The 20,614-nt window shown below is 69.9% G+C and carries 18 protein-coding genes; all 18 read right to left on the reverse strand.

The window, feature by feature from the left end:
* Positions 1–50: 50 nt before the first annotated feature.
* The gene (locus tag ACWDEW_RS31410; RefSeq protein WP_450517163.1) at positions 51–1,436 is read right to left on the reverse strand and encodes an aspartate aminotransferase family protein; all 1,386 of its coding nucleotides are present in this window, start codon (positions 1,434–1,436) and stop codon (positions 51–53) included.
* A complete protein-coding gene (dxs, locus tag ACWDEW_RS31415) occupies positions 1,433–3,340 on the reverse strand; it encodes a 1-deoxy-D-xylulose-5-phosphate synthase (RefSeq protein ID WP_450517165.1) in 1,908 nt (635 codons plus the stop codon). The genes ACWDEW_RS31410 and dxs overlap by 4 nt, the downstream gene beginning before the upstream one ends.
* A 26-nt stretch (positions 3,341–3,366) precedes the next feature.
* Complete coding sequence (gene ispG / locus ACWDEW_RS31420) at positions 3,367–4,524, reverse strand: flavodoxin-dependent (E)-4-hydroxy-3-methylbut-2-enyl-diphosphate synthase (RefSeq protein ID WP_450517167.1); 1,158 nt, start codon at positions 4,522–4,524, stop codon at positions 3,367–3,369.
* A gap of 4 nt (positions 4,525–4,528) precedes the next feature.
* Positions 4,529–5,551 carry an adenosyl-hopene transferase HpnH gene (gene hpnH, locus ACWDEW_RS31425; protein ID WP_019069695.1) on the reverse strand — a complete coding sequence of 341 codons (1,023 nt, stop codon included), beginning with the start codon at positions 5,549–5,551 and terminating at the stop codon, positions 4,529–4,531.
* 5 nt (positions 5,552–5,556) lie between these two features.
* Positions 5,557–6,198, reverse strand: a complete 642-nt coding sequence (locus tag ACWDEW_RS31430; RefSeq protein WP_450517170.1) for a phosphorylase family protein — start codon at positions 6,196–6,198, stop codon at positions 5,557–5,559.
* Positions 6,198–8,213, reverse strand: a complete 2,016-nt coding sequence (gene shc, locus ACWDEW_RS31435; RefSeq protein WP_450517172.1) for a squalene--hopene cyclase — start codon at positions 8,211–8,213, stop codon at positions 6,198–6,200. The genes ACWDEW_RS31430 and shc overlap by 1 nt, the downstream gene beginning before the upstream one ends.
* 112 nt (positions 8,214–8,325) lie before the next feature.
* Positions 8,326–9,459, reverse strand: coding sequence for a polyprenyl synthetase family protein (locus ACWDEW_RS31440; protein ID WP_450517174.1), 1,134 nt, complete (start codon positions 9,457–9,459; stop codon positions 8,326–8,328).
* Positions 9,459–10,892 (reverse strand): hydroxysqualene dehydroxylase HpnE, encoded by a 1,434-nt coding sequence (hpnE, locus tag ACWDEW_RS31445; RefSeq protein ID WP_450517175.1) that lies wholly within the window; start codon positions 10,890–10,892, stop codon positions 9,459–9,461. Before hpnE ends, ACWDEW_RS31440 begins: the two co-directional genes overlap by 1 nt.
* On the reverse strand, positions 10,889–11,029 hold the full coding sequence (locus ACWDEW_RS31450; RefSeq protein WP_369407096.1) for a DUF6380 family protein: 141 nt from the start codon (positions 11,027–11,029) through the stop codon (positions 10,889–10,891). The genes hpnE and ACWDEW_RS31450 overlap by 4 nt, the downstream gene beginning before the upstream one ends.
* Positions 11,029–11,979, reverse strand: coding sequence for a presqualene diphosphate synthase HpnD (gene hpnD, locus ACWDEW_RS31455; RefSeq protein ID WP_450517178.1), 951 nt, complete (start codon positions 11,977–11,979; stop codon positions 11,029–11,031). The genes ACWDEW_RS31450 and hpnD overlap by 1 nt, the downstream gene beginning before the upstream one ends.
* Positions 11,976–12,878: a squalene synthase HpnC gene (gene hpnC, locus ACWDEW_RS31460; protein ID WP_450517179.1), complete on the reverse strand. Its 903-nt coding sequence runs from the start codon at positions 12,876–12,878 to the stop codon at positions 11,976–11,978. Before hpnC ends, hpnD begins: the two co-directional genes overlap by 4 nt.
* Positions 12,879–13,264: 386 nt before the next feature.
* Positions 13,265–14,071, reverse strand: a complete 807-nt coding sequence (locus tag ACWDEW_RS31465) for an ABC transporter ATP-binding protein (RefSeq protein WP_450517181.1) — start codon at positions 14,069–14,071, stop codon at positions 13,265–13,267.
* Positions 14,064–14,993: an ABC transporter permease gene (locus ACWDEW_RS31470; protein WP_450517183.1), complete on the reverse strand. Its 930-nt coding sequence runs from the start codon at positions 14,991–14,993 to the stop codon at positions 14,064–14,066. The genes ACWDEW_RS31465 and ACWDEW_RS31470 overlap by 8 nt, the downstream gene beginning before the upstream one ends.
* Positions 14,994–15,144: 151 nt before the next feature.
* A complete protein-coding gene (locus ACWDEW_RS31475; protein WP_450517221.1) occupies positions 15,145–16,017 on the reverse strand; it encodes a glycosyltransferase family 2 protein in 873 nt (290 codons plus the stop codon).
* A gap of 5 nt (positions 16,018–16,022) precedes the next feature.
* Entirely contained in the window at positions 16,023–16,802 is a 780-nt protein-coding gene (locus tag ACWDEW_RS31480) for a CDP-alcohol phosphatidyltransferase family protein (protein ID WP_078532484.1), read from the reverse strand.
* On the reverse strand, positions 16,780–17,841 hold the full coding sequence (locus tag ACWDEW_RS31485; RefSeq protein WP_450517186.1) for an iron-containing alcohol dehydrogenase family protein: 1,062 nt from the start codon (positions 17,839–17,841) through the stop codon (positions 16,780–16,782). The genes ACWDEW_RS31480 and ACWDEW_RS31485 overlap by 23 nt, the downstream gene beginning before the upstream one ends.
* Positions 17,829–18,581 (reverse strand): phosphocholine cytidylyltransferase family protein, encoded by a 753-nt coding sequence (locus ACWDEW_RS31490; protein WP_450517188.1) that lies wholly within the window; start codon positions 18,579–18,581, stop codon positions 17,829–17,831. Before ACWDEW_RS31490 ends, ACWDEW_RS31485 begins: the two co-directional genes overlap by 13 nt.
* The gene (locus ACWDEW_RS31495; RefSeq protein ID WP_450517190.1) at positions 18,578–20,362 is read right to left on the reverse strand and encodes a DUF5941 domain-containing protein; all 1,785 of its coding nucleotides are present in this window, start codon (positions 20,360–20,362) and stop codon (positions 18,578–18,580) included. Before ACWDEW_RS31495 ends, ACWDEW_RS31490 begins: the two co-directional genes overlap by 4 nt.
* Positions 20,363–20,614 lie beyond the last annotated feature (252 nt).

A 20,614-nucleotide genomic window follows, 5' to 3' on the forward strand; every position in this document is an offset into this window, starting at 1 on the left:
CCCTGCGGCAAATTTCTTGCCACAGAGGCAAAAGTCTCGGTTCTCGCAGCTCAGCGGTTGGCGACCGCCTGCTTCACGAGCGTCCTGCTGAAGTCCCACATCAGCCCGCCACCGCTGTGCGCGTCGTCCATCACGGCCGTGAAGGCCTCGACGAACCGGTCCACCTCGCGCTCACCGATGATCAGCGGCGGAATCAGCTTGATGACCTCCAGGTGGTCGCCGGAGACCTGGGTGAGGATGCGGTGCCGCTGGAGCAGCGGTACGACCACCATCTGCGCGAACAGCCCCTTGCGCGCGGCCTGCAGCATGGTCCAACGGCTGCGCAGCTTCAGGGATTTGGGCTTCCCGAACTCGATACCGATCATCAGGCCCCGGCCGCGCACATCGGCGAGCAGCTCGTACTTGTCGACCAGCGCGGCGAGCCGCGACCTCAACTGGTCCCCGGTGGCACGGGCGTTGGCGACGATCTGCTCGTTCTCCATGACGGACAGCACGGCGAGGCCGGCCGCCATGGCCTGCGCGTTGGACCCGAAGCTCGCCGAGTGGACCAGCACGCGGTCCATGGACGAGTAGACCTTCTTGAAGATCCAGTCCCTACCGAGGGTGGCACCGACCGGGACGTATCCGCCGGACAGCGCCTTGGCCACACACACCAAGTCCGGCTCTACGCCGTCCTCGTGCTGGTAGGCGTAGAAGTCGCCGGTGCGGCCGAGACCGGTCTGCACCTCGTCGGCGATGAGCAACGCCTTGTGCCGGCGCAGGAGTTCCTGGGCGGCGCGCAGATAGCCGGGCGGTGCCTCGTGGACGCCCTTGCCCTGGATCGGCTCGACGATCAGGGCGGCGACGTCGCCCTTCTTCAACTCCCGTGCCAGGGCGTCGAGATCACCGAGCGGTACGGCGGTGTCGGGCAGCAGCGGGGCGAAGCCGTCCCGGAAGCCGTCCTCGCCGTTGACCGAGAGCGAGCCGGTGGTCAGTCCGTGGAAGGCGTGGTCGCAGTACAGCACGCGCGGCTTCCCGGTGGCGTAGCGGGCGAACTTGAGCGCGGTCTCGACCGCCTCCGTACCGCTGTTGCCGAAGAACACCCGGTCCAGGTGGGGGCTGTGGGTGAGCAGCTTCTCGGCGAGCAGGCCGGGCAGCGGCTGGCAGTCGAACCGGGTGAGGTCGGCGAGCTGGGCGTCGAGGACGTCGTGCAGCGCCTTGCGGACGACGGGGTGGTGGCGGCCGAGGCCCATCACCCCGAACCCGGCGAGCATGTCCAGGTAGTCGTTGCCGTCCGCGTCCCAGAAGTAGGCGCCCTCGCCGCGCTCGTAGACCTTGTCGAAGCCGATGGTGTGCAGCATGCGCGGGAGCTGGTGGTTGAGGTACTTGGTGTGCAGCTCGTAGCGCTCGGCTCCGCGCTCGGCCAAGAGCGCGGTGAGGTCGAACTCCTTGGTCATTCGGGTTTCTCCTTGGCTGCGTGGCCGGTCGCGTCCTTGACCGCCAGGCTTGCGCTGATCCGTCCGGCGACCTCGACGGGTGTGAGGCCGATGTCGGCGAGCACCTCGCCGCGTTTGGCGTGTGCGAGGAACTGCTCCGGGATGCCGAACCTCCTTACGGGGACGTCGACTTCGGCATCGCCCAGCGCCAGCGCCACGGCTGCGCCGACGCCGGAGGCCCGGCTGTTGTCCTCGACGACGGCCACCAGGCGGTGTTCGGCGGCGAGGCCGGGGAGCGCCGGGTCGACGGGTTTGACCCAACGGGGGTCCACCACCGTGCAGTTGATGCCGCGGGCTTCGAGGAGTTCGGCTGCCTGGAGGCAGACGGGTGCCATCACTCCTACGGCGACGAGCAGCACCTCGGGTGTCCCCGGGCCGCGGTGCAGGACGTCGAGGCCGCCGACTCGGTCGATCGCGGGGATCTCCGGTCCGACGGACTCCTTCGGGAAGCGGACGAGGGTCGGCGCGTCGTCGACGGCGACCGCTTCCCGCAGCTGGGCGCGGAGTTGGTCGGCGTCGCGGGGAGCGGCGATCCGCAGGCCGGGCACGACCTGGAGGATGGACATGTCCCACATGCCGTTGTGCGACGCCCCGTCCACTCCCGTCACTCCGGCGCGGTCCAGGACGAAGGTGACTCCGCAGCGGTGCAGCGCCACGTCCATCAGGAGCTGGTCGAAGGCGCGGTTGAGGAAGGTGGCGTAGACGGCGACGACGGGATGCAGTCCGCCGGTCGCGAGCCCGGCCGCCGAGACGGCCGCGTGCTGTTCGGCGATGCCGACGTCCCACACCCGGTCGGGGAACCGCGCGGCGAACTTGCCGAGGCCGACCGGGTGCAGCATGGCCGCCGTGATCGCCACGACGTCGTCCCGCTCCTCCCCGATCCGCAGGATCTCGTCGCCGAACACGCTGGTCCAGGAAGGGCCGTTGGAGGGCACGAGGGGCTCGCAGGTGAGCGGGTCCATCACGCCGACGGTGTGGAAGTGGTCCTCCTCGTGGGCGAGGGCGGGTTCGTAGCCGCGTCCCTTCTCCGTGAGGCAGTGGACCAGGACCGGGCCGTGGAAGCGTTTCGCGCGGCGCAGCGCGGACTCGACGGCGCCGATGTCGTGTCCGTCGATCGGGCCGACGTACTTCAGGCCCAGGTCCTCGAACATGCCCTGCGGGGCGAACGCGTCCTTGAAGCCCTTCTTCGCGCCGTGCAGCGACTCGTAGACGGTGTTGCCGACGACCGGCGTGCGCAGCAGGACCTCCTTGCCCCAGGCGAGGACCTTCTCGTAGCCGTCGGTCGTGCGCAGGGTGGCCAGGTGGTTGGCGAGGCCGCCGATGGTGGGCGAGTAGGAGCGTTCGTTGTCGTTGACGACGATGATCAGCGGGCGGTCCTTGGCGGCGGCGATGTTGTTCAGCGCCTCCCAGGCCATGCCGCCGGTGAGCGCGCCGTCGCCGATGACCGCGACGACGTGGCCCTTCTCTCCCTGCACCTGGCGGGCCTTGGCGAGGCCGTCGGCCCAGCCGAGCGCGGTGGAGGCGTGGCTGTTCTCGACGATGTCGTGCTCGGACTCCTCGCGCGAGGGGTAGCCGGACAGGCCGCCCTTGCCGCGGAGTTTCGAGAAATCCTGACGGCCCGTCAGAATCTTGTGCACATAGCTCTGGTGGCCGGTGTCCCAGACGATGCGGTCGACCGGTGACTCGAAGACCCGGTGGAGCGCGATGGTCAGTTCCACCACGCCCAGGTTGGGCCCGAGGTGGCCGCCGGTCCTGGCCACCGCGTGCACCAGGAACTCCCTTATCTCTTCGGACAGTTCACCGAGTTCCGCCTCGGACAGCGCCTTCAGGTCGCGTGGTTGACGGATGCTCTCCAGGATCGTCACGTCGGGCCCCCTTCGGTCCGTGCTGTTCAGCTCACGGTGACGGCCGGCTCCCCCGCCGCGACGCCGTCCTGTTCCATCTGCTCGGCGATCTTCATCGCCTCCTCGATGAGGGTCTCCACGATCTTCGACTCGGGCACGGTCTTGACGACCTCGCCCTTGACGAAGATCTGGCCCTTGCCGTTGCCGGAGGCGACGCCGAGGTCCGCCTCCCGCGCCTCGCCGGGTCCGTTGACGACGCAGCCCATGACCGCGACGCGCAACGGCACCTCCATGCCTTCCAGGCCCGCCGTGACCTCGTCGGCGAGCTTGTAGACGTCCACCTGTGCGCGTCCGCAGGACGGGCAGGACACGATCTCCAGCCGGCGGGGCTTGAGGTTGAGCGATTCCAGGATCTGGAGGCCGACCTTGACCTCCTCCACCGGCGGGGCGGACAGCGACACCCGGATCGTGTCGCCGATGCCCTCGCCGAGCAGCGCCCCGAAGGCGACCGCCGACTTGATCGTGCCCTGGAAGGCGGGCCCGGCCTCGGTGACCCCGAGGTGCAGCGGGTAGTCGCTCTGCGCGGCCAGCAGCCGGTAGGCGTTGACCATCACCACGGGGTCGTTGTGCTTGACGGAGATCTTGATGTCGCCGAAGCCGTGCTCCTCGAAGAGGGATGCCTCCCAGAGGGCGGACTCGACGAGCGCCTCGGGGGTGGCCTTGCCGTACTTCTGGAGCAACCTCCGGTCCAGGGAACCGGCGTTGACCCCGATGCGGATCGGCGTGCCGTGGTCCTTCGCGGCCCGCGCGATCTCCTTGACCTTGTCGTCGAACTGCTTGATGTTGCCGGGATTGACGCGAACTGCCGCGCAGCCCGCCTCGATCGCGGCGAACACGTACTTGGGCTGGAAGTGGATGTCCGCGATCACCGGGATCTGCGACTTGCGGGCGATGGTCGCCAGCGCGTCCGCGTCGTCCTGCGTGGGGCAGGCGACGCGGACGATCTGGCAGCCGGACGCGGTGAGTTCGGCGATCTGCTGGAGGGTGGCGCCGATGTCCGACGTACGGGTCGTGGTCATCGACTGGACCGAGACGGGGGCCCCGCCCCCGACCGCCACCGGTCCGACCTGGATGCGTCGCGACACACGTCGCTCGGCGATCGGCCGGACCGGCATCTCGGGGACGCCCAGGGATACGGCGGTCATGACGTCAGTCGCGGTTTCCGGCGACGGTCTCGCGCATGGCCCGCAGCGACTCCTTGAGGGAGCCCATGGTGGCGAGGACGGCGGTGGGCTCGTAGCCGCAGTGCGCCATGCAGTTGGCGCAGCGCGGGTCCTTGCCGCGGCCGTACTTGTCCCAGTCGGTCTCCTCGATCAGCTCCCGGTACGTGGGCACGTACCCGTCGCTCATCAGGTAGCAGGGGCGCTGCCAGCCGAAGAGCGAGTAGTTCGGGATCGCCCACGCCGTGCACGGGAAGTCGACCTTGCCCTCCAGGAAGTCCAGGAAGAGCGGGGAGTGGTTGAGCCGCCACTTGCGGCGGTTGCCGCCCGCGAAGGCCTTCTTGAACAGTTCGTGGGTCTGGGCGACACCGAGGAAGTGCTCCTGGTCGGGCGCCTTCTCGTAGGCGTAGGCGGGCGAGATCATCATCTCGTCGACCTTGATGTCGTCGTTGAGGAAGTTCAGGACCTCGATGATGGTCTGCGGGGTGTCCGTGTTGAAGAAGGTCGAGTTGGTGGTGACCCGGAAGCCGCGCTTCTTGGCCTCCTTCATCGCCTCCACGGCCTCGTCGAACACGCCCTCCTTCGCGACGGACTCGTCGTGCCGCTCGCGCAGCCCGTCGATGTGCACCGCGAAGGCGAAGTACGGGGAGGGCTTGAACTTGTCGAGCTTCTTGCGCAGCAGCATGGCGTTGGTGCAGAGGAAGACGTATTTCTTCTTCGCCACCAACTGCCGCACGATCTCGTCGATCTGAGGGTGCATCAGGGGCTCGCCGCCCGCGATGGACACCATCGGCGCACCGGATTCGAGCACCGCCCCGACGGCCTGCGCCACCGGCATGCGCTGCTTGAGCACGCCCGCCGGGTGCTGGATCTTGCCGCAGCCCTCGCACTTCAGATTGCACGCGAAGAGAGGTTCCAGCTCCACGATCAGGGGGAACTTGTCCCGCTTGCGGAGCTTCTGTTCAGCCAAGTATGTAGCGACCTTGATTGTCTGGCGCAGCGGCATGGCCATCTGGCTCACCTCCGAGGGAGCAGCAAAGAACGGTGCCATTCGAAAAAAGCGGGAAGAACGGAACGAAGAACGCGGAAAGCCGATATTCCACCGCGCACCGTGCCGATCCGGACGAGTTCATGTTCAGGAGCGTCCACGACCACCCGTACGGCCGCAACCGGGCGCGCGCCCGTACGCACGGCGCTCAGCAGCGTGGCCGCCGACTCCATGTCGACCGCGATTGCGCCGGTAGCGCGCAGATCCGACCGTTCCTGACCGCGGACGACATGATCGGAGCCGACCAGGGGGCCGGTGTGGACGGTGCGTCCGGGCAGGGCCCGCACCAGTTCCTTGACGAGCAGTTCCGTGGCGACGCACGGAACGGTTCCGCGCGGGTCCCGGGTCTCCTCGGCGACCACCAGGTCGCCGGGGTGCATCCCGGGGGCGAGTCCGGCGCAGAAGCCCGTGGCCAGTACGGCGGCCTCGGACAGCGACGGGTCGGCGAGGCGCCCGGTGACGGCCTCCTCGGCCGCCTGGGGCCCCATGCCCGTCCGCAGGACGGTGACCTGCCCGCCGGCGCCAGAGCGGTCGCCGGTGCGCAGGGCGAGGTGCTCGATGCCGAGCGCGCAGGCGATCAGCAGCGGCGGGCCGGCGGGCCGGGTGCTCATCAGCCCCCCTTGCTCTGGGAAACGGCCGGGGAGACGTTCTGGCTGAACGGTTCTCCGTGCACGAAGCGCCCGAGCGCGGTGAGCGGGAACACCTGCCGGTAGAGGTGGTAGTTGATGGAGAAGTCCCACGGGAAGCCCGTGCCGGTGAAGTAGGGCTCGTCCCAGGAGCCGTCCTCCCGCTGGGTGGTCGCGAGCCATTCGATGCCACGCTCGACGGCCTTGGAGTCCTTCTCCCCGGCCGCCAGCAGGGCCATCAGTGCCCAGGCCGTCTGCGAGGCGGTCGAGACGCCCCGGCCGCTCCACTCCTTGGCGTACTTGTAGGAGCGCAGGTCCTCGCCCCAGCCGCCGTCCTCGTTCTGCACGGTCTCCAGCCAGGTCACCGCGCGCCGGATCGCCGGGTGCGAGCCGGGGAGCCCGGCCGCGGCCAGCGCGGGCACCACGGACCCGGTGCCGTAGACGTAGTTGACGCCCCAGCGCCCGAACCACGAGCCGTCCGGCTCCTGTTCGGCCAGCAGCCACTCGATGCCGCGCCGGGTGCGCGGGTCGTGGGCGAGGCCCTCGACGGCGAGCATCTCGACGACGTGCGCGGTGACGTCCGCCGACGGCGGGTCGATGACCTCGCCGAAGTCGCAGAACGGCAGCCGGTTGGGGAACGGGCTGGTGTTGTCGACGTCGAAGGCGCCCCAACCGCCGTTCTTGGACTGCATTCCGAGGTTCCAGCGGACTCCGCGTCCGACGGCCCGGTCGACGCGTTCCGGGTCGTGATGTCTGACCCGGCGCAGCGCGAGCACGACCTCGGCGGTGTCGTCGATGTCGGGGTAGTTGTCGTTGTGGAACTCGAACGCCCAGCCGCCGGGCGGCAGTTGGGGCCGCTTGACCGCCCAGTCGCCGGGGCGGACGATCTCCTCCCCCAGCATCCAGTCGGCGGCCTTGACCAGTTGGGGGTGGTCGGCGGGCACGCCCGCGTCGGCCAGCGCGATGGTCGCGAGGCAGGTGTCCCACACCGGGGACTGGCAGGCCTCGATCATCCGGGCCCCGTCCTCGCGCCAGATCGCGAACCGGTCGAGGGACTCAAGGCCCGCGCGCATCACGGGATGTTCGAGGTCGTAACCCAGCAGGTGCAGGGCGATCACCGAGTACACGGCCGGCGGCTGGATGCCGCCCCAGCAGCCGTCGTTCTCCTGCCGCTCGATGATCCAGCGCGCGGCCGTGTTCATCGCGGCCTTGCGGAGCTTGCGCGGTGCGACCTTGCGGTAGAGGTGCAGCGCCTTGTCGAGCCGCTGGAAGGCGCCGTCCCAACTCGCCGCCTTGGCAAGGGGCTTGACCGGGTTGGGGTTGTTCGCGTCGGTGTGGAGTTCGTCGAGCGGGAAGGGCGCGGGCCGTACCGGCCGCTTCGCGGAGACCACCGTCAGCGGCACGATGGTCTGCCGGGCCCAGCATCCGAAGTCGTAGATGTTGAGGGGGACCCAGGTGGGGAAGTAGATGAGTTCCGGCGGGAGTTCGGGCAGGTCGTCCCACTTCCACCAGCCGAAGAGGGCGAGCCAGATCCGGGTGAAGACCCGGGCCGAGGCGATACCGCCGCGCTCGCGGACCCACGCGGAGGCCTTCGCCATGTGCGGGGCGTCCGGCGCGTCACCGGCCAGCCGGAGGGCGACGTACGCCTCGATGGTGGTGGAGAGTTCGCCGGGCCCGCCGTAGAAGCTGGCCCAGGTGCCGTCCTCGCGCTGCTCGCCGCGGATGAAGAGTGCGGCGGCCCGGGTCGTCGACTCGTCGCGGATGCCCAGGAACTGACGGAGCAACAGATCCTCGGCGTCCATCGTGACGTTCGTGTCGAGGTCGCCCTTCCACCAGCCCTGCGCGTCCTGGAGGGAGAGCAGGAAGTCGGTGGCGCGTTGCACGGCGACTGCGGCGGCGTCGTGCACCCCGGCCGCCACGGGGGTGTTGATGTCGGTTTCGCTGGCCGCGGCAACACGGGGCCGCATCGCCCCGGTGCTTCCGTCGGTCGTCGCTGTCATGGCTTCCCCTTCGTGCAGTGGCCTGTCTCTGCTGTGGGTCCGCCGTCGGCCGGTACTCGTTCGTTCGCAGCACCGGCCGGCGACTACGCGAGGGCTATTCGACCGATAGTGATCATCTCTTTCGTACGACGACGAAGTCGGCGAGCGCCGTGAACTGCGCCCGAACCCGGTCGGGCATGTCGATGGCGTCGAGGACCTCGATGGCGATGGTGTGCTGACGGCGTGCCTCTTCGGCGGTCCACTCGCGGCCGCCGGCCTCCTCGATGAGCGCGGCGCGGGCCGCGAACTCCTCCTCGGAGAAGTTCTCGAAGTCGCTGCTCTTGGCGTCGGCGGCGAGGATCTCGCCGAGCCGCTCGGAGGCGGGTCCGCCCGCCGCGAGCGCCGCCACCACGGGCAGGGACTTCTTGCGCTGGCGCAGATCGCTCCAGGTCTGCTTCCCGGTGGACTCCGGGTCGCCCCAGATGCCGAGGAGGTCGTCGACGGCCTGGAAGGCCAGGCCGAGGTGGTGGCCGTACTTCTCCAGGACGTCGGCGGTGCGGTCGTCCGCGCCGCCGAGCACGGCCCCGATGGAGGAGGCGCAGGCGAGCAGGGCGCCGGTCTTGTTGCCCTCCATCTCCAGGCACTCCTCGACGCTGACGCGGTCGCGGTGCTCGTAGGAGATGTCCTGCGCCTGGCCGTCGATGAGGGCGCGGGTCGCGCTGGTGAGGCGGCGGGTGGCGCGGCCGGCCTCGACGGTGCCGAGCTCCAGCAGGACCTCGTTGGCGAGCGCGAACAGGGCGTCGCCGACCAGGATGGCCTGCGCGGGGCCGTGCACCTTCCACACGGTGTCGCGGTGCCGGCGCTGTTCGTCGCCGTCCATCAGGTCGTCGTGCAGCAGCGAGAAGTTGTGCACCAGCTCGACGGCGACGGCACCGGGGATGCCGACCTCGGGCGCGGCACCGGTGACCTCGGCGGAGAGAACGGCGAGCGCGGGGCGCACGGCCTTGCCGCCGTCGCCCGCGGCCGGGTTGCCCTCGGCGTCGATCCAGCCGAAGTGGTAGGCGGAGACGGTGTCCATGGGCGGTGCCAGGCGGTCCACGGCGGCCCGCAGCACCGGTGTGGCAAGGGTCCGTCCGCGCTCCAGGAGCGCGGACACGTCCACCGCGGTCCTCGCAGCGGCCGTCTCGGCCGGGGGCACAGTGGGCACAGTCTCTCCTCTTGTCGCGGTACCGGGGGTGCGGGGGCCTGCCGCGTGCTCGTCGAGCATCACGCCGCCTCCTCGAACTCGAAGAGCCGATGGGGGCGGGGCCGGCCCAGGGCAGCGAGCGCCGCGTCGGCCGCGCTCACCCCACTGCGGACCGCACTTTCCATGGTCGCGGGCCACCCTGTGGCGGTCCACGCTCCGGCCAGGTACAGGCCGGGGGCCTTGGTGCGGGCGCCGGGCCGCAGCCGTCCGACGCCGGGGGCGGGAGCGAACGTCGCCGTGCGCTCCCTGGTCACGAAGAAGTCCCTCACCTCGGCGCCGCGCGCACCGGGCAGCAGCCGCTCCAGCTCGGGAAGGTAGCGCTCGCGCAGTTCGGCGACGGTCGCGTCGATCTCGTCGTGCGCGGCGGACTGGGACAGCGCCAGGTACTGGCCGTCCTTCAGCCCGGACGCCCCGGTCCGGTCGAACACCCACTGCACGGGGCTGCCCAGCGCGGCGAAGAAGGGCCGGGCGAGGACCTTGCGGTCGTAGACGACGTGGACGTTCAGGATCGGCGCGGTGTCGATGGCGAGCAGCCGCTCAGGGGCGTCGAGGGCGCCGTCGGGCAGCAGATCGTGGGCCTCGCTCTGCGGCACGGCGAGGACGACGGCGTCGGCCTCGATGCGCTCGCCGGGAACCTGGACGCTCCAACGCCCGTTCTCCTCAGTGGAGACGGAGGTGACGCGTGTACGGACTTCGGTGCGCACGCCCGCGGAGTCGAGCGCCTTGCGGGCCAGCCGGTCGTGCAGTTCGCCCAGCGGCACACGGGCCCAGCCGATGTCGGCCGCTCCCGGGTCGGAGAGCAGACCGGTCTTGAACACCATCGCGGCCAGCGCCAGCGAGGAATCGCCGGCCACCGCGTTGAGGGTGGCGACCCCCACCAGGTCCCACAGTGCCTCGACGGCACGCGCCGACTGACCGTGCGCGGCCAGCCAGCTGCCGAAGTCCTGCGCGTCCAGGGCCGGATCGTCGAGGTCGAGCGCTCTGAGCGCGAGAGCGGCACGGCCGACCTTGGCGCGCTCGGCGAGCGAGAGATGCGGGTAGGTCGCGAGGCTGCGTCCGAGATGCAGAGGTACGGGCAGCGGGTCGCGTCGCAGTCTGCCGAGCCTGCGTCCCTCGGGGCGGTTCGCGTCGAGTACGGGCACGTCGAGACGATCCTGCAGCGGAGACAGCGCCGCGCCCTCGATGCGGTCGAGGAACCAGCGGTAGGCGGTGCAGCAGCGCAGGTACACGTGCTGACCGTTGTCGACGGTGAGGTCGCCGCGCTGGAAGGAGAAGGCGAGTCCGCCCAGGCGCGGGCGGCCTTCGAGCAGGGTGACGCGGACTCCGGCGTCGGCGAGCGCGAGCGCGGTGGTGACGCCGGCCAGCCCGCCGCCGACCACGACCGCATGCCGTGCGGCCCCTGCCGCCGATGGATCCGAGGGCAGCCCGTCGCCGCCCTGCGTGCCGTCGCTCATCGTGCACTCCCCCCTGTGCGCCCACCGTGGTGCGCGAACCCTCCATGGCAGGTCGTCGCAGTCAGGGACGCCGTCGCGCACCGGAGGGTTGCGTGCCGCATTTCTCCGGTGACATCACCTTGGCCCACTTTGTCCATCAGGTGCGCCTCCTGAGGGTCCTGCGCGTGACGTGGCGGGTGTCCAGTCCGGACAGGCCGCGCACGGCGACGTAGGCCTTCTCGCGGCCGGGCAGCGAGACCCGGCCGCGCAGTACGGCCTCCGGCTCGCGCTCGATGCGGTCCAGCAGGCGGCGGTAGATGCCGGCCATGGCGGCGACACAGGCGCCGCTGCGGCGGTCGAGCATGGGGAGCAGTCGGTAGCCCTCGGCGAAAAGGGTGCGGGCCCGGCGCACCTCGAAGTGCACGAGACCCGCGAAGTCGGAACCCTCGGGCGGGGTCGGTCCGTCGAACCCGGCCGAGCACCCGAATTTCGCGAGGTCGTCGGCGGGCAGATAGGTACGGCCGCCCTCGGCGTCCTCGCGGACGTCTCTCAGGATGTTGGTGAGCTGGAGCGCGAGCCCCAGCGTGTCGGCGTACTCCGAGGCGCGTTCGGAGCCGCGCGCCCCCGCCTCCGTGCCGAACACGCCGAGCGAGAGCCGCCCGATCGCACCCGCGACACAGCGGCAGTAGACCTTCAGGTCGTCCCAGGTCTCGTAGGTCTCGCCCTGGACGTCCATGAGGACGCCGTCGATCAGCTCGTCCAGGCCGCCGAGCGGGATCGGGAAGGCCTCGGCCGCGTGCGCGAGGGCGACCGCCACCGGGTCGGTGTCGTCCTCCTCGACCTTGCCCTCGCGGACCCGGGTCAGCAGCGCCCGGGTGTCCTCCAGCCGCCCCGCCTTCACCTCGGTCGCCAGCGTGCCGTCGCCGATGTCGTCGACACGCCGTGAGAACGCGTACAGCGCCGACATGGCGCGCCGCTTGGGCGTGGGCAACAGTCTGATGCCGTACGCGAAATTGCGCGCCTGTTGTCCGGTGACGGCCTCGCAGTAGCTGTAGGCGGCGAGTACCGGCGCGGACATGTGCGGTGCAGACTCCACGGTCCGGATCACCCCTCTCCTCGCAGAGTCACGCCCACCTCACGCAGCAACTGGATCTTGCCGGGTTTGGGCGGGCCGGGAAGTACGTCGTATTCGGCGGCGACGATCGCTTTGATCGCCGCCCGTCCCCCCGCCACGAACCCCGCGAGCAGCAGCTTCAGTCTGCCGTGGACGCTACCCACCAGGGGGGCGCCTTCATTCAGGAGATCGCGGGCGCGTTCTGCTTCGTATGCAACCAGTGCGCGCACCGATGCGCCCGCGGAGGGCGTGGCGAGATCCGCTTCCTGGACGTGAAAGCGCTTCATGTCCTGGGCGGGCAGGTAGATGCGGTCGCGGCCGAGGTCCTCGGTCACGTCCTGAAGGTGTTCGACGATCTGCAGTGCGGTACAGATCGCGTCGGAGAGCCGGACCCGCTCGGGCGTCTCGGTGCTGGTGACGCCGAGGACGAGGCGGCCGACCGGGTTCGCGGAGAGTTCACAGTAGGCAAGGAGATCGTCGTAGGTCTCGTAGCGCGTGACGAGTTGGTCCTGGCGGTTCGCCGCGATCAGGCCGAGGAAGGGTTCCGGGGTGAGCGCGCAGCGGCGGACGGTCGGCTGGAGGCGGCGCAGCAGGGGGTGGCGGGGGGTGCCGTCGAAGACCCGGCGCAGATCGGCCTCGAAGGCGTCGAGGAGGAGCACGCGGTCCTCGGCGTCCTCGGGCGACACGCCGAGCAGCGCGGCGTCGGCGCCGCCGGGGGCGAGGTCGCCGTCGCCGATGTCGTCGACGAGGCGGGCGAATCCGTAGACCGCCATGAGGTCGGTGCGCCACGCCCTGGGCAGGAAGAAAGGCGCCACGGGGAAGTTCTCGCCCGCGGCCTTGTCGAGTGTGCCGCGCTCCGGGTCACCGGTGGCGGCATTGCCGCTTCCCGTCACCGCTCGCTGCCAGGGGCGGGGACGGCACGTGCTTCGGTGAGCTGGGGAGTTTCCGTAGCCATTGCCGTCACATCTCCCGTTCTACACTGCCGACCCAATACACACTATTTCGGACACGCCGCCCAGTCGTCCGCACGGTGACCCGCATTTGGGTGTCGCGCATTATCGCCCCACTTGCCGCTATTCGGCACCGGTACAGCTTACGTTGTACAACGCAGCGAGCTTCCTCGGGGTGTCCTGCACATCACAACAACACACCGATTGGTGTCAAGATTCCTTGGGCCGGGCCGAGTTGACGTTTCCTTTGCAGACGCGGGGCCCCGCCGGAGCAGTTCCGGCGGGGCCCTGGGAAGCGTTCCGGGCTTTTGCGCCCATATGCGAGTCGACTACTTGCCGGTGAACTTCTCGTACTCCTTGAGGACCTCTTCGGTCGGCCCGTCCATCCGCAGTTCGCCGCGTTCCAGCCACAGCACCCGGTCGCAGGTGTCGCGGATCGACTTGTTGTTGTGGCTCACCAGGAACACCGTGCCCGCGGACTTGCGCAGTTCGCGGATGCGCTGCTCCGAGCGGACCTGGAACTTGCGGTCGCCGGTGGCCAGCGCCTCGTCGATCATCAGGACGTCGTGGTCCTTGGCGGCGGCGATGGAGAAGCGCAGCCGGGCGGCCATTCCGGAGGAATAGGTGCGCATGGGAAGGGTGATGAAGTCGCCCTTCTCGTTGATCCCGGAGAAGTCGACGATCTCCTGGTAGCGCTCCCTGACCTGTTCGCGGCTCATGCCCATGGCGAGACCGCCCAGAATGACGTTCCGCTCGCCGGTGAGGTCGTTCATCAGGGCCGCGTTCACGCCCAGCAGCGAGGGCTGGCCGTTGGTGTAGACCCGGCCGCTCTCGGCCGGGAGCAGGCCGGCGATGGCCCGCAGCAGGGTCGACTTGCCGGAGCCGTTGGAGCCGATCAGGCCGACGGCCTCGCCCCGGTAGGCGACGAAGGAGACGCCCCTGACGGCGTGCACCTTGCGCACCCCGCGCTCCTCGCCGCGCTTGACTATGCGGCTGAGGGCGGCGGTGGCGCTGCCCTTGCCGGTCTTGGCGCCGTGCACGCGGTAGACGATGTGCAGTTCGTCCGCGACGACGGTGGGGATCAGCGACCCCGGGGTCTGGTCCACCGGGTTCTGCTCGACGCTGGGCTCAGCCACGGCCGTACCTCTCCTCCGCCTGCCAGAAGTACACGAACCCGCCGGCGAACAGGACCACGGCCCAGAAGGTGGCGATGGCCCAGACGTGCGGCGGCAGGTTCGAGGCGCCGTAGCCGTCGATCAGCGCGAAGCGCATCAGGTCCATGTAGATGGCGGCCGGGTTCACCTGGAGGAAGCGGATGAACACCTCGGAGCGGCCCTCCATCATCTTGCTGATGGAGAACATGACGCCGGACGTGTACATCCAGGTGCGCAGGATGAACGGCATCAGCTGGGCGAGGTCCGGGGTCTTGGCGCCCATCCGCGCCACGATCAGCGCGAGCCCGGTGTTGAAGAGGAACTGCAGCAGCAGGATCGGAAGGATCAGCAGCCACGACAGGCTCGGGTAGCTGCCGAAGCCGATCACGATGACGAACAGCACGGTCATCGAGAACAGGAGCTGCTGGAGCTGCTGGAGCGCGAAGGAGATCGGCAGCGAGGCGCGCGGGAAATGCAGCGCGCGCACCAGGCCGAGGTTGCCGGAGATCGCGCGGACACCCGCCATGATCGAGCTCTGCGTGAAGGTGAACACGAAGACGCCCGTGACCAGGAACGGGATGTACACGTCCCGCGACATGCCCCGGCTGGCCTTCAGGATGACGCCGAAGATGAAGAAGTAGACGGCCGCGTTCAGCAGCGGAGTGGCCACCTGCCAGAGCTGGCCGAGCTTCGCCTGGCTGTACTGGGCCGTCAGCTTCGCCTGGGAGAAGGCCAGGATGAAGTGACGTCGTCCCCAGAGCTGGCGGACGTAGTCGACGAGTCCGGGGCGGGCACCGCTCACGGTCAGCCCGTACTTGGCGGCGAGCTGCGGCGCCGTGAGGCCTTCGTCGGGCGACGGGCGCGGGCTCACCGCGACTCCGCCGTCATGCGTTGTCTCACTCAAGGTGTGGAAGCCTTCATGTTCGGATGCGTCTTACGATCGTCATGCGTTCGTCTTACGGAATTGTGCTACAGGAAGTGACACGTATCCGCCGCCGGACACCTTTCAGGGACGTCCCGCGCGCCGAACGCCCGGTCACGCACGGTCGAGCCCGTCAGATCACGGGGGGCCGGCCCAGTCGGGTCAGCCGCCACACCGTACGCCACTTCATGGGCCTGCGCGGTCCGCACGGAGTGGTCCAGCCCTCCTTGAACCCGCCGAACCAGGCCTGCAGGGCAGGACGTGAAGGGCGGCGCAGGAGCGTGAGCAGCAGCCACACCCCGAGGTAGACGGGGACGAGGGGGGCGGGGAGGTTGCGGCGGGCCAGCCAGACGCGGTTGCGGGCGACCATGCGGTGGTAGACCGCGTGCCGGGAGGGCGCCGTCGTCGGGTGGTACAGGACCATGTCGGACCGGTAGTCGATCATCCAGCCGGCGTCGAGGGCCCGCCAGGCGAGGTCGGTCTCCTCGTGGGCGTAGAAGAACTCGTCCGGAAGTCCGCCGACCTCGGCGAAGACCCTCGTACGGACGGCGTTGGCGCCGCCGAGGAAGGTGGTCACCCGGGAGGAACGCATCGGGTCGGAGGCGCGCAGCCGCGGGACGTGCCGGCGTTGGGTGACACCCGTCTCCGGGTCGGCGATGCGGAAGCTGATGATGCCGAGGCGGGGGTCGGCGGCGAAGGCCTGCCGGCACAGCTCGGCGGTGTCGTGCTGGGCGAGCAGCCCGTCGTCGTCGAGGAACATCACTATGTCGACATCTCGACCGCAGGGCCCGAAGGCCTCCAGGCCGATGTTGCGCCCGCCGGGGATGCCGAGGTTCTCGGGCAGCTCCATGGTCCGGACGCCGTCCGGTACGTCGGGCACGGGCGAGCCGTTGCCGACGACCACCGCCTCGACCCGGTCGCCGTCCTGTTTGGCCACCGAGTCGAGCAGGGCACGGAGTTCGTCGGGCCGGTTGCCCATGGTGATGATCACCGCGCCGACCTTCATGCCGCTCACTTCAGCCTGCTCGACGCGAGGATCGACACCAGGTGCAGCAGGGTCTGGAGCAGCGCGATGCCGGCGAGTACGGCGACGCCGAGCCGCGAGTAGAACAGGTCGCCGCGGACCTGGTCCACGATCGCCAGGACCAGGATCAGCAGGGACGCCTCGATGCCGAGGATCAGCCGGTGGAACTTGAAGGCGGCGGCGGCCCGGCGGGCCAGGGCCATCCCTGAGGACCGCATCTCGGCCGCGGACTCCTGCACCGGCGCCTTGCCGGTCTGGTGCCGGGCGACGCCGACCAGGTCGGTCTCGGCCTTGATCAGGATCGCGCCGAGCGCGGCCAGCGTGCCGAGGAAGGCCCACAGCCAGTCGATACGGCCGCTGCCCCACAGGTCGGCGGCGCGCAGCCCGAAGCCGACGAGGACGGCGGCGTCGGTGAGGTAGGCGCCGACCCGGTCGAGGTAGACGCCCGCGAGGGAGTACTGCTTGCGCCAGCGGGCGATCTCGCCGTCGACGCAGTCCAGCAGCAGATACATCTGGACGCACACCACGCCCAGCACGGCGCCCGTGATCCCCGGCACCAGCAGCGCCGGGGCGGCGAGTACGCCGAAGACGGTCATCAGGTACGTGAGCTGGTTAGGCGAGACCCTGGTGTTCACCAGGTAGCGGTCCACCCGCAGGGACACCTCACGCATGTAGAGGCGTCCCATCCAGTGCTCACCGCTGCGCCGGTCCTTCACCCCTGCGGGGTGGACGACGGGACGGAGTTCAGCTACCGATGGCCTTGACATAGTCGGCGTAGATGTCCTTGATCTGGTCGGTTTTCAGGTCGAGGTGTTCGAGGATCGTGTAGCGGCCGGGGCGGGTCTGAGGAGCGAACTCCACGACGCGGACGAACTCGTCCACCGTGAAGCCGATCTCCTCCGGCAGCACCGGCAGTCCGTGCCGGCGCAGCACCTCGGCCGTGTACGCGGATTCCTCGTGGGCTCCGCGCAGGTACATCGCGAAGGCCGCGCCCAGTCCGCACTGCTCGCCGTGGGCGGCGGCGCGTTTGGGGAAGAGCAGGTCGAAGGCGTGGTTGATCTCGTGGCAGGAGCCCGAGGCGGGCCGGGAGTCACCCGAGATCGACATCGCGATTCCGGTGAGGACCAAGGCCTCGGCGAGCACCTGGAGGAAGCCGCTGTCCCCTATGCCACCGGGATGCCGGAGCACCGCCTCGCCCGCCTGCCGGGCCATGGCGGCGGCGAGGCCGTCGATCTTCTCTCCGTTGACGCGGTTGGACAGCTCCCAGTCCGCGATCGAGTTGATGTTGGAGATCGCGTCACCGATTCCGGCCCGCACGAAGCGCGCCGGTGCCTCGCGGATGACGTCGAGGTCGATGACGACGGCGATCGGGTTCGGCACACCGTACGAGCCGCGCCCCGCGTCGTTGTCGAGCGTGGCGACCGGCGAGCAGAGGCCGTCGTGCGCGAGGTTCGTCGGTACGGCGACCAGGGGCAGGCCGATACGTGCCGCGGCGAACTTGGCGCAGTCGATGATCTTTCCGCCGCCGAGGCCCACGACCGCGTCGTAGTGACCGGCCTTCATCTCGCCGGCCAGCTCGATCGCGTCGTCGAGGGTGCCGCCGCCGACCTCGTACCAGGTGGCACCGGGCAGGTTGGGTTCGAGGCGCTCGCGCAGCCGGGCGCCCGAGCCGCCGCTGACGGCGATCGCGAGCTTGCCGGAGTGCGAGATGCGTTCGTCGGCGAGGACGCACGCGAGGTCGTCGAGGGCACCCGGGCGGATGTCCACGACGACGGGCGAGGGAATCAGCCGGGTCAGTACAGGCACGCGATCTCACGTCCCTTGGCCAGATCGTCGTGGTTGTCGATCTCGACCCACTTGACGTCGCCGATCGGGGCCACGTCGATCCGGAAGCCGCGGTTGACGAGTTCCTGGTAGCCGTGCTCGTAGAACTGCTGCGGGTCGGTCTCCCACACCGTCTTGAGCGCGTCGGCCAGCTCGGCGGTGGCGTCGCCCTCGATGAGGGTGACGCCGATGTACTCGCCGGTGGCCTCGGCGGGGTCCATCAGCTTGGTGATCTTCGTCATGCCCTTGGCGGGGTCGACGACGACCTTCATCTCCTCGTCCGCAAGGGACTTGACGGTGTCCAGCGCGAGGATGATGCGCTTGCCGTCGCCACGGGCGGCCAGCAGCGTCTTCTCGACGGAGACCGGGTGGACGGTGTCGCCGTTGGCGAGGATCACGCCGTCCTTGAGGGCGTCACGTCCGCACCACAGGGAGTAGGCGTTGTTCCACTCCTCGGCCTTGTCGTTGTCGATGAGGGTGAGCCTGAGGCCGTACTTCGCCTCAAGGGCCGCCTTGCGCTCGTACACGGCTTCCTTGCGGTAGCCGACGATGATCGCGGCCTCGGTCAGACCGATCTCGGCGAAGTTGCCGAGGGTGAGGTCCAGGACCGTCGGTTCGCCCTCTATACCCGCGGGCCCCACCGGCACCAGAGCCTTGGGAAGGCTGTCGGTGTAGGGGCGCAGACGCCGTCCGGCGCCGGCCGCCAGCACGAGGCCGATCATGCGGGTTCTCCTTCATCGTGTACGGCGGGCGCCCCTGCGGACACCCAGAAGCGGATGCTCTCGACGAGCACCAGCAGGGCCACGGCCACGGCCAGGACCGTGAGCGCGACCGGGAACTGCGACGTGGTGAGCGCGGCGGCGAGAACGGTGACGAGCAGTGTCCGCCCCTCCTGCCCCCCGATGGCGCGCACCAGCCAGGCCGGGGGCGCCCCGGCATTGCCGCGAATGCGGTACACCGTGTCGTAGTGATGGTAGGCGACTGCGGCCACCAGGCCGAAAGCCGCAGGAAGTGCTCCGTTTACCTCCGCTTTGGCCGCGAGCACCAGGACCGTGCAGTATTCGGCCGCCCGAAAGAGCGGGGGGACGAGCCAGTCGAGGGCGCCCTTGAGGGGGCGGGACAGGGCCTGCCCGGAGGTGAGCGCGTAGACCAGGGCGCCGGCCACGGGGGCCCAGGTGACGCCGGAGAAGAGGGAGACGGCGAGGATCGCGGTGCCCGCGAGCGCGATCAGGAGCGGGGCGCCGAGGCGGCCGGGGTTGACGCGGGCCACGAAGGACGCAAGGGGTCCGTTGTCGGCGAGATCCGCCAGCGCCTGCGCCGCCCGGTCCGTCCGCCGTGCCTTGCGGGTCAGCGAGCGCAGCACCCGGCCCGCCGTCGTGTACGTCGCCGCGAAGGCGCAGCCGACGAGAAGGACGTAGAAGGTGATCCGGGGGGTCGTCACGGCCGTGAGTACGGCGATCATCGCCCATCGTTCGCCGATGGGCAGAACTATCATCCGGCGCACCCAGACCGTCCAGCCGACGCTGTCGAGCTTGTCGGAGAGGGCGGCGGTGGGGCTGGTGTTGGCGGTGGCGTCGTGGTTGGCCTCGTTGAAGGAGAAGTCCACGACGTGCCGACAGGTCTGCAGGATCATCGCGCCGAGCGCGAGCGCCCATACGTCGTCGCCGCCGCGGGCCGCTCCCAGCGCGAGGCCGGCGTAGTAGGCGTACTCCTTGGCGCGGTCGAAGGTGGCGTCGAGCCAGGCGCCGAGCGTCGAGTACTTCAGGGCGTAGCGGGCGATCTGGCCGTCGACGCAGTCCAGGACGAAGGACGCGATCAGCAGGACGCCGGCCGCGACGAACCCGGCGCGGGTGCCGGTGGCCGCGCAGCCCGCCGCGATCAGCGCGGTGAGCAGGGACGCGGTGGTGACCTGGTTCGGGCTGAGGCCGTGGCGGGCGCACCAGCGGGCGATGTAGCGGGAGTACGGGCTGATGAAGTGGGTGGTGAAGAAGCCGTCGCGGGACTTCACGGCCGACTTCAGGCGTACGGCCTCGTCGTCGACGGCCGCCACCGCCTGCCGTGCCTCGTTGCTGGCCTGCGGGTCTACGGGGACCGTGGCGACGAGGCTGCCCAGTTCGGGGCGGTGCACGACCGAGCCGTCGGCGTCGAGGGCGGTGACGATGCGGTCGGCGAGGTTGTCGAGGAGGGTCGTACCGCCGCCGGCCGAGTTCTCGCGGGCCACCGCGCGGGTCAGGGCCTGGCGGCCGGCCGGCTGTGCGGTGACGGCGCCCGTTACCGCGGCGAGCGGGAAGCGGGGGTCGGTGAGACCGAGGCGCAGCGCGTGCCGGTGGCCGACGAAGCGGGCGTCCACGACGGCGACGCGCCGGTCACCTGGAACGGCCGCGAGCAGCGTTTCCGCCTCGGTGGTGTCGGCGGCGATCCGGACGTCGAAGCCGAGCGAGCGCAGGTCGTCCTCGATCGACGATCCGGGGACCGGCTGACCGGTGAGGATGGCGGTCGACAACCGAACTCACTCCCTGGTGCCGACGCGTGGGCGCCGGTCATGTGCATGGTGGTGGCGCCCCTTGGGTGGCACCCGGGCGGCATGTCGGCAGAGGCTATCGGATGCTCTCAAGCCCGTGTTCACCGGCCGTTCATGGGCTGATCAACAGGGTCTGCAGGCGCCTCCGCCGAGATCATCATCAGGGATTCGGCCCCCGCCCGACAAACCGCACCTGCCAGAGCGGGCATCGCCGGACATTCCGCGGAGCCCCCG

This window comes from Streptomyces sp. NPDC001100 (assembly GCF_053598575.1).